Source organism: Acinetobacter sp. M5A5_2a (genome assembly GCF_053345265.1).
The window spans coordinates 310,703-324,782 of sequence record NZ_JBKEZV010000001.1 but is presented as its reverse complement, the minus strand read 5'-3'; the positions used below and the strand labels follow the sequence as shown (position 1 = coordinate 324,782).

The 14,080-nt window shown below is 38.1% G+C and carries 8 protein-coding genes and 1 pseudogene; 2 read left to right on the top strand and 7 right to left on the bottom strand.

What is annotated here, in order from left to right:
- Nucleotides 1–121: 121 nt before the first annotated feature.
- Entirely contained in the window at nucleotides 122–2,197 is a 2,076-nt protein-coding gene (gene ppk1, locus ACLBWE_RS01540; RefSeq protein WP_347018268.1) for a polyphosphate kinase 1, read from the bottom strand.
- A 296-nt stretch (nucleotides 2,198–2,493) separates the two neighbouring features.
- Between ppk1 and ACLBWE_RS01535 the strand changes: the two genes are divergently transcribed.
- Nucleotides 2,494–4,272: a bifunctional metallophosphatase/5'-nucleotidase gene (locus ACLBWE_RS01535; RefSeq protein ID WP_447600718.1), complete on the top strand. Its 1,779-nt coding sequence runs from the start codon at nucleotides 2,494–2,496 to the stop codon at nucleotides 4,270–4,272.
- 58 nt (nucleotides 4,273–4,330) lie between these two features.
- On the opposite strand, the gene ACLBWE_RS01530 is transcribed toward ACLBWE_RS01535, so the two are convergent.
- Complete coding sequence (locus ACLBWE_RS01530) at nucleotides 4,331–4,732, bottom strand: transcriptional repressor (protein ID WP_004642804.1); 402 nt, start codon at nucleotides 4,730–4,732, stop codon at nucleotides 4,331–4,333.
- A 139-nt stretch (nucleotides 4,733–4,871) separates the two neighbouring features.
- The gene (locus tag ACLBWE_RS01525) at nucleotides 4,872–6,824 is read right to left on the bottom strand and encodes a TonB-dependent receptor plug domain-containing protein (protein WP_447600715.1); all 1,953 of its coding nucleotides are present in this window, start codon (nucleotides 6,822–6,824) and stop codon (nucleotides 4,872–4,874) included.
- Between the two features lie 217 nt (nucleotides 6,825–7,041).
- Between ACLBWE_RS01525 and ACLBWE_RS01520 the strand changes: the two genes are divergently transcribed.
- The gene (locus ACLBWE_RS01520) at nucleotides 7,042–10,203 is read left to right on the top strand and encodes a multidrug efflux RND transporter permease subunit (RefSeq protein ID WP_447600713.1); all 3,162 of its coding nucleotides are present in this window, start codon (nucleotides 7,042–7,044) and stop codon (nucleotides 10,201–10,203) included.
- Nucleotides 10,204–10,258: 55 nt separating this feature from the next.
- Here the strand turns inward: ACLBWE_RS01520 and ACLBWE_RS01515 are convergent, their stop codons facing one another.
- From ACLBWE_RS01515 to ACLBWE_RS01500, 4 genes and pseudogenes are all read right to left on the bottom strand, one after another.
- On the bottom strand, nucleotides 10,259–10,447 hold the full coding sequence (locus ACLBWE_RS01515) for a phosphopantetheine-binding protein (RefSeq protein WP_235823111.1): 189 nt from the start codon (nucleotides 10,445–10,447) through the stop codon (nucleotides 10,259–10,261).
- Nucleotides 10,448–10,486: 39 nt separating this feature from the next.
- Nucleotides 10,487–11,128: pseudogene (locus ACLBWE_RS01510) on the bottom strand (isochorismatase family protein); the annotation flags it as partial.
- Nucleotides 11,129–11,149: 21 nt separating this feature from the next.
- Nucleotides 11,150–12,814 carry a (2,3-dihydroxybenzoyl)adenylate synthase gene (locus ACLBWE_RS01505; protein WP_447600711.1) on the bottom strand — a complete coding sequence of 555 codons (1,665 nt, stop codon included), beginning with the start codon at nucleotides 12,812–12,814 and terminating at the stop codon, nucleotides 11,150–11,152.
- Nucleotides 12,811–14,049, bottom strand: a complete 1,239-nt coding sequence (locus ACLBWE_RS01500) for an isochorismate synthase (RefSeq protein ID WP_447600709.1) — start codon at nucleotides 14,047–14,049, stop codon at nucleotides 12,811–12,813. The genes ACLBWE_RS01505 and ACLBWE_RS01500 overlap by 4 nt, the downstream gene beginning before the upstream one ends.
- Nucleotides 14,050–14,080 lie beyond the last annotated feature (31 nt).

Below are 14,080 nucleotides of genomic sequence, written 5' to 3'. Positions count from 1 at the left end.
AACCTCTAGCTAAGATATTGTTCGATAATTGTGTTTTTTGTCCAAATTTTAATATTTCGCACATATTCAAATAAACTTCTAAAAAGACACAACAGTTTAAAATACTGTTGTGTCTACTGTTTTACCCAGACAAATTCATTAAATGTTGTTGTGCAATATAAAGTTGCTGTCCACGTTTAGGCTGGCATTGCACCCATGTACCATCTGCTTGTAATTCCCAAGCTTGACGATTGTCTTTTAGATAATTATTTAAACCATCTTCTATGATTTGTTTCTTTAATTTTTTATCTTCAATAGGGAAACACGTTTCTATACGAGAGAACAAGTTACGACCCATCCAGTCAGCACTCGCACAATAAACTTTTGTATTACCATCATTATAAAAATAATAAACGCGAGTATGTTCTAAATAACGACCAACAATTGAGCGTACACGAATATTTTCAGATAAACCCGCAACTTGTGGTCTTAAGCAGCAAATCGAACGAATAATTAAATCAATTTCTACGCCTGCTTGTGATGCCTTATAAAGTGCACTGATTAGCTGTGGTTCAGTGAGTGCATTCACTTTAATTATAATGTGGGCTTTTTTGCCTGCGAGGCTGTTTTTAGTTTCTTGATCAATTAACTCAAGCAATTGTGAATGTAAGGTAAAAGGTGCATGGAATAGTTTTTTAAGCTTTGCCATTTTGCCCATACCAGTGAGTTCTTGGAAAATTTTATGCACATCTTCACAGATTTCAACATCACTCGTAAGTAAACCAAAATCTGTATAAATCTTGGCATTCACGGCATGGTAATTGCCTGTACCTAGGTGTACATATCTTTTGATTTTATCTTGTTCACGACGAACAACTAAAATCATCTTGGCGTGAGTTTTATAACCCACAATTCCATAAACGACGACAGCACCAGCTTCTTGTAGTACGTTAGCAACTTCAATATTGGACTCTTCGTCAAAGCGTGCGCGTAACTCAATAACAGCAGTAACTTCTTTTCCGTTGCGAGCAGCTTCTGCAAGAAGTTGAACTATTTCAGAATTTGCGCCACTCCGATACAGCGTTTGTTTAATTGCCAATACATTTGGATCTTGTGCTGCTTCTCTAAGAAACTTAATAACAGGTGCAAAAGAGTCAAATGGATGATGTAGTAAAACATCCCCTGCTTTTAATACACTAAAAATCGGTTTCTTATTATAAAGAAGTTGAGGTAAAACCTGTTGGTAGGGTTTATAGCGTAGATCTGGCAAATCAAAATTCGAAATAAAACGGGCTAAATTGACAGGACCATCTACGTAATAAAGATGTTCAGCATCTAAATCAAATTGTTCCAATAAATAATTTGCAATGTCGGCAGGACATTTTTTGCCTACTTCGAGACGGACAGCTTGCCCAAAGCGACGTGAAGATAACTCACCTTTTAAAGCTTCCGCTAAATCCTCTACATCTTCAGACACGGTTAAATCAGCATTTCGTGTTACGCGAAATTGATAACACCCCGTTGCTTTCATACCAGGGAATAAATCTGAAATATGTTGATGGATAATGGCTGATAAAAGAATGTAATGCTCGGCACCACCGGAAATATGTTCCGGAATTTTAACAAGTCTTGGTAATGAACGTGGGGCTGGCACAATGCCTAAATCAATCTGACGGCCAAAAGCATCTTTGCCTTCTAAGGTAACAATAAAATTAAGACTTTTATTGACCAATCGTGGAAATGGGTGTGCTGGATCAAGACTAATTGGAGTAATGACAGGTTGTACTTCTTTAAAAAAGTATTCTTTAATCCATTCTTTATGTTTTTCCAATATGTCAGCATGTTGAATAAAATGAATACCATAGCCTTGTAGTTGCGGCAACAATGTATAATTTAAAATTTTATATTGTTCTTCAACTGCCTCATGCACATTTTTTGAAATTTGTTTTAATACTTCTACTAATGGCAGTCCTTCTGGCCCAGTTGCTTGACTCATTAGGCTAATTTGTTGAATTAGACTTGCTACACGAATTTCAAAAAACTCATCCAGATTGCGTGAAAAAATAATTAAAAAATTTAAGCGTTCAAGCAAGGGATGTTCAATATCTTTTGCTTGAGCAAGCACTCGCTTATGGAACTCTAATAAGGACAGTTCTCTATTAATATAAGTTTCTAAATTATGCTGGGTTGAGCTAGATAAAGTGGGCAATGATGTCATTATTGACTCTTATACTTGGAAAAAAGTTAAAATGAATAAAAAAGAGAAATTTAAAAACCGATTTTACTCACCTATATTTTGTAGATGTTTTATTGCAAATTAATGAATTATTTATGAAAAAATTTAAAATCAGCATTTATTTTAAGCACTTTATTTACTTCCTTACTAGAAGCTCATAAATAATTTTAGCACTAATTTTTTAAAATCACTCTATCTGTAGTTATATTCATTTTTCATCAAATATTCATACTAAAAGCGTATTTTTTATCCGTCTTAATTGATCAAATGATAAAAAAATGAAAAATTTAACAACACTATTTAAAGTAACAACACTTTCTCTGGCAGTAACGTTGTTGGCTGGATGTAATGACGATGATAACGATACAACATCACCTGCCCAAAGAAGCAATCAGACCGTAAATATTTTAGCTTTTAATGACTTTCATGGAAATCTTGAGCCACCAAAGCGTTATGTTGAAGCACCAAATCCAAACGATGCTGCTCAGTCTGTTCGTATTCCTGTGGGTGGGGTGAGTTACTTTGCGGATGCAATTAAAAAACTAAAAGCAGAAAATCCAAATAATGCAGTGGTTTCGGCAGGCGATTTAATTAGTGCGTCCCCACTGACCTCTTCTTTATTTTTAGATGAACCGACGATTGAAGTAATGAATGATATTCAAATTGACTTTAATGCTGTGGGTAATCATGAATTTGACCGTGGTACAGATGAATTACGCCGTTTGCAAAATGGTGGTTGTCAGCAATATACAAGTACAGCACCTTGCCAAATTAATAAAAACTTTAGTGGTGCAAAATTTAATTTTCTTGCAGCTAACGTAGCAATGAAAAATGATGCGAGCAAAACAATCTTTCCTGCCTATAAAGTCAAAACTTACGGGGGTATTCCAGTCGCATTTATTGGTTTAACCCTTAAAGCGACGCCGAGTATTGTTTCAGCGGCGGGTATTAAAGATGTAGAATTCCGTGATGAAGCTGATACGGTAAATGCTTTAATTCCTGAGTTACAAAAACAAGGAATTGAAGCATTTGTTGTAGTAGTTCATGAAGGCGCAGCTCCGAGTACTAAGTTTAATGAAAAAACTTGTGACGGCTTAAGCGGCCCGATTTTGGGCATTTTAGATAAATTAAATCCGGCAGTTGATATTGTTGTTTCGGGGCATACGCATCAATCTTATATTTGTGACTATGCTACAAAAAATCCGGCAAAACCGTTCTTGCTTACCTCAGCTGGACAATATGGCACGCTTATTACTGACATCAAGGTTGAGCTTGATGGTAAAACTGGTGATGTGATTAAAAAGGATGCTAAACAGGTTCCTATACAAAGTGAAGCCTACACATCTGGTACAACTACTGTAAGCCTTACAGATCTCTATCAAAAATTTAGTAAGACCCCAAGTATTGAGGCCATTTTAGATAAGTACCGCCAAGCTGTGACTACCATTTCAAGTCGTGTGGTTGGAACTGCAACAGCGGTTGTAAGTCGCACTCAAATCGAAAGTGGTGAAAGTCCGCTCGGTATTATGATTGCCGATGCTCAGCAAGCGGCTGCTTTAAAAGCAAGCAACCAAGGCTCTGACTTTACACTCATGAACCCAGGTGGTGTACGTGCCGACCTACTGATTAACAGCAGTAACCAGATTACCTTTGGCGATGTTTTTGCGGTGCAACCTTTTGGCAACTCTATTGTGACTTTGAGCTTAACTGGCAAACAGATTAGAGATGTACTTGAACAACAATGGTCTGGTGCAAATGCAAATTCAGCGAGAATTTTACAGCCATCTAAAGAATTCACTTATGAATATGCAGCAAATACTTCTGTTTCACCGCGAGCAAGTAACATCATGGTTGCTGGTTCACCGTTGGTTGACAGTAAAGTATACCGTGTGACGGTAAATAGCTTCTTAGCAGATGGCGGCGATAACTTTACAGTATTAAAAGATGGCCAAAACCGTGTAGGTGGTGGTCAAGATATTGATGCTCTGGAAAGCTATGTCTCTAAGAATTCGCCGTTAATTGTTCCAGCTACAACTCGAATTAAAGTAATTAAATAATAAGGCTCATCGAATAAAGGACAGCAAAAGCTGTCCTTTATTTTTCTATCTAAGCTTTTTATTCCGTATATAGATTAAGTTCAATACTGCTAATGTCTGCTCCAGTATTTGCAAAAATAATCTCCATAACTTCATGAAGTAATTCATTAACTTTCTCATGCTCAAAGTTAGAGGCTTCTGATGTTTTAAGACAAATCAGATTACAGCTCATTTTATCTTTTCTAATTTTGTAGATACTTTTGCTTTTACCTAAGAATACTCTTTTGATGAGTTTACGATTTTCAAATTCAGATAAAATTCTATAGATCGTTCCTAACGTTATTTTATATTCATTTTTAATTTGAGCATAAATATTGTCTGCGCTTAAACCTTGTGGATTCTGATTTAAGATTTCAAAAACATGTATTCTCGATTTTTTTATCGGTAGTCCGTTTAATAATGATTTTGAAGTTGTCGTCATGATTAATTAGCCTGAATGTTTAGAAGCATAAGATTTATTAAAATTATTTTGTCTATACTTGCTTGAAAATTATGGGTATTTGTTTATAAAAAAAGCAAAGCCTATTCCCCTATGAATAGGCTTTGAGCTTAGCTTTACCTTAGAAACTATAAGTCGCTTTTACAAAATAATTACGTCCATAGAGTTTCGTATTGAATGATGCATCTTCATTTTCAAGATCAACATCGGTCAGATTTTTTACGCCATAGTCCAATGTTAAACGTGGTGAAAGTGGTGAAGTAAACGTGACATCGTAAGTTGTATAAGCTGGTAACTCTTTACCACTAGACAACATTTGATTACCTACATAGCTTGCACCTAAATTCATACGATAATTTTCAACAATAGCCCATGAAAGTGAGCTATTAATTAACCATTCAGGGCGTTCTGTGAGGTCTTTACCTGTTACTTCATTTTTAGCATCTAAATAGGTCGCATTAGCAGTTATACCTAAAGCATCACTAAAGTCATATCCTCCGTTGAGTTCCACACCTTTTAGTTTTGCTTTAGCAACATTGTCCCATTTATATGGATATTTGATTAGATTTGGAGAATTAGGATTAGAAACACGTTCAATTAAGTTCTCAACATCATTTTCAAATACTGTAACACCAGCATTCCAGTTTGGTTTTCGAACGATTAAAGATGCTTCGTAATTTGTACTTTCTTCAGGTTTTAAATTTGGATTTCCTGTAATAAAACAGCTGCCACCACATGAAATTAATTCATAATTTGCATCTAACTGATATGGCCCAGGGACTTTGTAGGCTTGTCCAATACCACCTTTAAGAATAACTCCGTCTGCCAGTTGATAAGCTAAATATGCTTTACCAGTTGCTTTACCATCAAAATTGTCAAAATCATCATAACGACCACCTAAAGTTAATGTCAGTGCATCGTTAATGTGGGTATCATTCTGGACAAATACCCCATAACTTTTTTGTTCAGATCCGCCTGATGTATACCCGACAGGGTCTGTCACTTTCTGGTCTTTATAATCCACACCAGCAGTGGTGTTATTCATGAGCCAGTCAAAGTTAGCAAAAGCACGTCCTAGTAAATTTTCTTGCTTATAATTACGACTTTGTGGAGCATTGTATTCACTGTCATAGTCATAAATTTTAGCTGTTTCTTTACCAATATAAGCTTCTGTTTTACCCCAGCTCCATTTCCCTCGATGAGTAATACCAAAATTGGTTCGCTCATCTTCACCTTCTTGAATAGAGGTCGCAGCATCTTGAGTCAGTGGTCGCTTATCTTTGCTATAACCTAAATCTAGATCTAGGGTTTGTTGGTCATTGATATCCCAACTTAAAGTACCGTGTACATTCTTAGTGTCTTTTTCTACAAAGTAAGCCCCATTTGAGTCTGGTTTACCATTTCGATACCACGCATCACGGTTATAAGAATCTCCAGCAAGAGAGAAACTGAGATTATCTGTTAAACCACCAAAGAGATTAAACCCGTAACGAAATTGATCTTTACCATTGCCACGATCTGCTCGGTTATATTGCCCAAAGATCGAACCATGAAGCTGCCCATCTTCTGCTTTTTTGGTAATGATATTGATTACCCCACCCATAGCATCAGACCCATATAGAGATGACATCGGCCCACGAATCACTTCAATACGTTCGATACTATTTAAAGGAATAGAACTCCAGTCAAAGTCATTGCCTCGCCACATTGCTCCTAAGGAAGATATCCGTTTTCCATTAAGTAGGATGAGTGTGTAACTACCAGAGGTATCTTGCATCCCTCGAATAATAATTTTGTCCTGCCCACTATTGTAGTTATAAACCCCAGCTTGTTTTTGTAAAACATCAGCAAGACTAAGTGCTGCACTACGCTCAATCTCTTCGCTAGTAATCACACTAATCGATGCGGGTGCTTTATCAACATCTTGTTCTTTTAATGCTGCTGAAACCACAATAGTTTTAAGTTTTTGAACTGGTTCGTTATTGCCCTGCTGTTCACTATCTGTATTTGCTTGAACGGCGAATGGAAGCAGTGTTGAGATGGCGACCACCAGCGCCTTTTTAGTTAACGTCATTTCTCGGCCCTTGTTTTGGATAATGATTACCACATGATAATTATTATCATTTATGATGTGCCGAGCATGATATACGCATGACTTTTACTGATCAAGATAAAAATAATTATTAGTTATATAATGATAATCATTATTGTTTGTGCTGTAAAAACGCGTTACCATTACACGTTCGTGTGCCTAAAAACCTATTTAAAACAAGCTTAAAGTAGACATAACAATGCTCTCTCGATTTTTTATATATCACCCTATCTTTGTTTCTGTCATTGCAATCACTATTCTTATTTTTGGTTTTTTTGCCACTTTAGCAATGCCTGTTGAACGGTATCCAAACCTTGCTCCGCCCAGTGTCACTGTTGTTGCAAACTACCGTGGTGCAGCTGCTGACACTGTAGAAGAAAGCGTGACCCAAATTTTAGAACAACAAATCAAAGGTCTGGATAATTTGCTTTACTTTACGTCCTATAGTGAATCATCGGGAACGAGTAGCATTGATATTCACTTTAAAATTGGAACAGATATTGATAAAGCACAGTTACAAGTACAAAACCGAATTAATGGTGCGTTAAACCGTTTACCAGAGGAAGTTCAAAGACAAGGCGTAAATATATGGAAAACCACGGGTGATATACTGCTTATTGTTGGGCTATATGATGAAACAGGAAAAGCCAGCAATATTGAGTTGTCTGATTATATGGTGAATCACTTTGAACAGCCTTTAAGCCAGTTACAAGGAATTGGTGAGGTTGATGTCTTTGGTTCGAGTTATGCCATGCGAATTTGGTTAAACCCAAATCAGCTTAGAAATTATCAACTTGTACCGAGTGATATTGAACAGGCCCTCGAAGATTATAATACCCAAATTGCTGCGGGTTCGATTGGTGCAATGCCTTCTGCTTCTGACCAGAATATTTATGCAAAAGTAAAAGCAGGTTCCCGTTTAAAAACAATAGATGATTTTAAATCGGTGGTGGTTAAAGCAAATATTGATGGAAGCCTTGTTTATTTAAAAGATGTCGCGAGAGTCGAATTAGGTGCAGAAAATTATGAAAGCATTAATACGCTTAATGGTTATCCATCGGCAGGCCTAGGTATTTCTCTCAGCCCTGATGCCAATGCAATTGAGACTTCTGCTCTTATTAAAGAAAAAATGGCTCAGCTTAGTCAGCATTTACCAGCCGGATATAAAATTGTCTATCCAAGAGACAATACCCCCTTTATTGAAGAGTCAATTAAGCAAGTCATTATCACTTTGCTTGAAGCAATTGTACTTGTTGTTATTGTGATGTATCTCTTTTTACAAAATTGGCGCGCGACACTAATTCCAACCATTACGGTTCCTATTGTAATTAGTGGCACATTTGTTGTGTTGTATTTATTTGGAATGAGTATTAACACCCTTACCCTATTTGCACTGGTTTTAGCGATTGGGTTGCTGGTGGATGACACGATTGTCGTGGTCGAAAATGTTGAACGACTTATGCATGAACAACAGCTTAGCGTGCGTGAAGCTTGTTTAATGTCTATGCAAGAGATTAGCGGTGCCTTGGTTGGTATTACACTGGTATTAACTGCGGTATTTATTCCAATGGCTTTTTTTAGTGGTTCGACGGGTATGATTTACCGCCAGTTTTCTATTACCTTAGCGGCAGCCATGCTGTTATCGCTATTTGTAGCCATGACCATTACACCAGCAATGTGCGCAGTTTTATTGAAGCAACAATATAAAAAGCCAAAATGGGGACAAGCACTCGAGCTTGCTCTTCAAAAAGTTAGATCAACTTTTAGTTTTTTATCAGTTCGCCTAATTCAGTTCAAAGTTTTTTCCAGTCTGTTAGTTGTGAGCATAGCGGTTATTTTATTTATGATTTATCGTGGTTTACCTACAAGTTTTATTCCTAACGAAGACCAAGGCCTACTTGCTGTTCCATATAGTTTGCATAATAGTGCTTCGATGAGTCAGACCGAAGAAGTTGGAAAGCTCGTCAATAATTATTTTTTTGAACATGAATCCAAAAATATTAATACGGTACTTGTGGTGAATGGACAAAATTTTTCAGGAAGTGGGCCAAATTTAGGCATGGCATTTATTTCGCTCAAACATTGGAATGAGCGTAAAGGCGAAGCCAATACCGCAAGCGCTATTCGTGAACGTGCTCAAACTTATTTGCAAAAAAACTTGCCAGCGAAAGTCATGGTAGGAATGCCACCAAGTGTATCTGGTTTAGGACAGTCTGATGCTTTGGAACTTTGGCTTAGAGATGTAAATGGCCAAGGACGCGATGAATTAATCAAACAATATAAAGCCTTAGAAAAAGAATCACAGAATTATTCAGCATTTGAAAATCTAAGTCCCCTTGTGAGTGAAGATAAAGCCGAAGTATTTATTCAACTCGATCAAAATAAGGCAAAAATGCTAGGAATTGATCAGCAAGCGATACGTTCAACACTATCGACTGCTTGGGGTGGAAACTATGTTGGTGATTTTGTTGAAAGAGGTCGAATTAAAAGAATTATTATGCAAGGTGACTCTGAATTTCGCTCTAAACCCGAAGATTTAGCTTACTGGCATGTGCGAAACAATACAGGAGGAATGCTTTCTCTCGCCCATTTTGCTCAAAGTCAGTGGACTGGTGGACCAGAAGCTTTAACTCGCTTTATGGGACTGGCTGCTATACAACTTGAAGCAAATATCAGTCCGGGCTTTAGTTCAGGACAAGCCATGCAAGAACTTACAGATATGGTTGCTAAACAATCTGGCGTAGACGTTGCTTGGAGTGGCCTCTCGTTACAAGAGCAGCAGTCTAATCGGCAGGCTATCTTTTTATATGTCATTTCTATTTTATTTATCTTCTTATGTTTGGCAGCCTTATATGAAAGCTGGAAAGTCCCATTCATTATTTTATTAGGTCTACCTTTAGGAATTACGGGCACTATTATTTTTGCCAAGGTCTTTAGCTTACCTAATGATGTTTATTTTCAAATTGCCCTATTAACGGGTATTGGCTTGTCTTGTAAAAATGCAATTCTAATTGTGGAGTTTGCGACCCAAGCACTCAAACAAGGAAAAAGTAAAATCGACGCAGCAAGTGAAGCGTTAAAGTTGCGTTTACGTCCGATTTTGATGACTTCTCTGGCTTTTGGTGCGGGTGTTATTCCTTTAATCTTTGCAACAGGTGCAGGCGCTGCTAGCCGTTATGAAATTGGTATGAGTGTATTTGGAAGTGTTGTGTTTGGTACTTTACTTGTACCGCTATTTACGGTGTTTTTCTTTGTTATGATTCATAGTGTGCCAAGCTTTCAGTGGTCAATGAGTAAACTTAGGTTTACTCGAACTTTGAAATTTAACGGCCGTATTAAAAAAGATAATACCTCGTTCTAATTGTTCAAATAAAAAAATGGCAGATTTAATATCTGCCATTTTTTATTGTTTAGATTTAGGCTACAAGCTTATCAATCCAAACTTCTAATGTTGGTTGTTCGGCTAAATCTTCAAAGCTGACCTGCGCACCATAAGCTTGCCATTTACCTACCAGTGTCATGAGACGTACTGAATCAAGCCCAAGCATGAGTAAATCATCATTTAACTGAATGTCTGATGCAGGAATCTGTAGCTGTTCACTCACCGCTAAGACAATACCTTCTTGAGTTAATGGTGATGGGGCTTGTTCAAGTTCCCAAGCACGAGTGACTTGTTGAGTCGTCATGACTTGCCCACAACGTGTACTGGCATATTTCAAAGCCATATCGTGTTCTTCACGGCTAAAGTCAGCGAGTGCATCACCACATAAAAATGGTTGAATGTTTAGCATAAAGGCTTCTGCTGCACTCATGAGACAGCCAATATGTGCATAGACACCACAAATAATGAGTTGATCACGGTTTGACTCACGCATGAGCTGTTCAAGTGGAGAAAATTTAAATGCGCTATAACGCCATTTTGTTAAAACAGTATCATTTTTTTGAGGCGTAATTTCTGGCAAAATTTGAGTGATCTCAGGATCGTCTTTTAGACCAGTTCCCCAGAAATCAGTTAATAACTGGCGATGTTCTGGCGTCTGGTTACCAGGTTGTGCGGTATAGACCACAGGGATATTAAACTTGCGTGCAGTTTCAATCAGTTCTTTGGTATTTTTAATCAATTCTGGAATTGGTTCTTGGGTCTGATCATAAAAGTCTAAAAAATATTGCTGCATATCATGCACTAATAAAACAGCACGATTGGTATGTAACTGCCAATGTGTTTTATTCACCGTAAATTCGTGTGCTTGGGGCATGCTGTAACTGGCAATCTTTGGAATACTCATTAAATTTTTCCTTTTTTATCTTTAAGCAAGAACATTGGTGTTAGTTTCAAATTGTTGACGTAATCGTTTTTTGTCGATTTTTCCAAAGGCTGTATATGGAAATTGCTCGATAAATTCCACGCGATCTGGAATCTTGTAGGTCGCAAGTCCATAGTCTTTAAGGTGTTGGCGGACTGACATCGCAAGACGAATTGGACTTGGATCATCGCTTTGAGATTGCCATGCAACAAAGGCACAGCTTTTTTCACCCATGACCTCATCTGGCATAGCAACCAATGCCGCTAAACGAATTTGCGGATGGGTTAATAGAGCTTGTTCAACTTCTTCGGTCGCAATTTTTTCACCAGCACGATTAATTTGTTCTTTAGAACGGCCTTCGACAACAATGCAGCCATCTTCACGGATACGGACTAAATCGCCAGTACGATAAAAACCATCAGGAGTAAAAGAGCGTTCATTGTGCTCTGGCGCTTGGTAATAACCGCGAATGGTATATGGACCCCGTGTAAGCAAATGCCCCACTTGCCCAGCTTCTACTGGTTGATCGTTATCATCTAGCACTAAAATTTCATCATCTTCAGAAATTTTTAAGCCTTGTGTATGGATGATTTGCTCTTTCGTCATATCAAAACGCGTGTAGTTCACAAGCCCTTCAGCCATTCCAAAGACTTGTTGCAGATTGACCTTAAACTCATCAATTAAACGTGAAGCAACTGCATCAGGTAATCGAGCTCCGCCAACTTGTAAGCAACGCAATGTTGATAAGATTGGGGCTTGATCTTTTGCAGCTTTATCCATCCAAGGTCGAACTAATGCGGGAACTAGGCAGGCATCAGTAACACTATGTTTTTTTATTAAGGGAAATGCCGTGTCAGGACTTGCGTCAGTTCCTAAAACAACCGCTCCGCCTGCATAAAAAATACCTAAAGAACCAGCTGAGCTCATTGAGAAGTTATGTGCCGCAGGTAAAACCATAAGTAAGCGTGATGACTGGTCCAGACAACAAATTTTGGCACTCTCACGAACACTGTATAGGTAGTCGTCATGGGTACGTGGAATAAGCTTAGGAACCCCAGTACTTCCACCTGAAAGTTGTAAAAAAGCAACCTGATCTGCTGTAGTTGGCGAAATCGCCTCATCTAAAATACTGGTTTCTTTTAATAGGTCCTGAATGGCAACAAAGTTACCTGCATTTCCAAGTACAAAGATATGTTGTAAGCAAGGAGCCGTTTGCTGAAGCTTTTCGGCAAGCTCTCGGTAGTCAAATTTTTGTGCACCAAAATCAGCACAGAAATAAGCTTTTGCTTGAGTTTGTTTGAAAAAACTACTTAATTCAGCGTAGCGATGTGCAGGTAAAGACATCACAGGTAGTGCACCAAGTCGAATTAGTGCAAAGAATAGAACATAGAACTGATAGTGATTTGGCATCTGTACAACTGCCTTGTCACCTGCTCTTAGTCCATGTTGATATAAGTGGCTGGCACAGCAATCGACTAAATAATCGAGCTCAGAGTAACTAAAGGCTTTTTCACCATCATAGATTGCAATATTTTTTGGGTACTTTTGCGCACTTTCACGCAAGAAGTCACTCAAGTTTTGTCCAAGCCAATAACCCTTTTTACGGTAAATCTCAGCGAACTCTGCTGGATATGGCACGGCACCATCCAAATAAACCTGTGTTGTCATATGTTTGATCCCTGTATTGGCAATTGGTTTGGTGAAATCTGGAATCCGTCCAGCACAGTACGAAATTTTGCGGCAGTTTCAGCATGTTCAGCTTGCGGACGAGAAGCTTCCACAATGCCTGCACCAGCAAATAAACGGGCAATATTTTGATAAATTCGGGCACAACGGACAGTCACCGACCATTCACCATTACCTTGCTCATCTGCCCATCCCATGGTTCCTGCAAAGAGTTCACGATTAAACGGTTCAAGTTGTTGAATTAAATCTTTGGCTACTGAGCTCGGTTCACCACAAATTGCGGGCGTTGGATGTAAACGTTCAATGAGATCAAAAACATGTGTGTCGGCTTGTTTTAACTCGCCAGTAATGTGCGATGCTAAATGCCAAAGACGTTTGGTACGAATGAGAGATGGTTGCTTAGGAACATGTAATTGTTTGCAAAAAGGTGTGAGCTCATCTGCAATCATTTCGATTACGAGCGCATGCTCATGCTGATCTTTTTGTGAAGCAAGTAAAGCTCTAGCATTGTTTTGGTCTATAGTTGGATCGTCATCACGAGCCAATGTACCTGCAACGGGTTTACTCCAGATTTTTGTATTTTGCTTTGCAATTAATAGTTCTGGACTTGCACCAACAAACCAACCTTCACTTTGAGGATGCCTTGCGACTGCATAGTTATAACCTTCAGGATTATGCTTAGCTAAATTATAAAATAAGTCTGAGACTGGAATATTTTGTTCATATTCAAGTTGTAAAATGCGGGCTAGAACGGCTTTATCCAGTTTTTTTGCCTGCATTTGCTGAACTAGATATTCAACTTGCTGCTGATAATGTTCACCTAACGGGAAGTAATCAGCCTTGTTTAATCTTAAAGAACTAAGATCTATATCAGATTGTGCATAGAGGACCTTCTGACATATTTTTGCATTTTGCATGAGCATTAAATTGACATCTGCTGCCGAGCAAAACGGCAGTCCGCCCATAATCTTGACGTCTTTATAACCGTCGGTAATCGCCTGCTGTAGTTGAATTCGAGCTTCTTGTAGCCAGTCTTTTAAAAGGCTATTTTCAGCGACCTGAATATCTTGTAATTTCTCATGACTATTGATTGTGTATTCTGGCGTGGTAAAAATAAAACCCGCATCATGTCCGCACTTTAGAACCTCTTGAGCAAGTGCAACATGGCTTTCAGTAAAATTTTCTCGTTGGATAAAATACGGATGCTGTGCCGACATCTCGTGACTCCTTATACCGTTATTTTGTTGT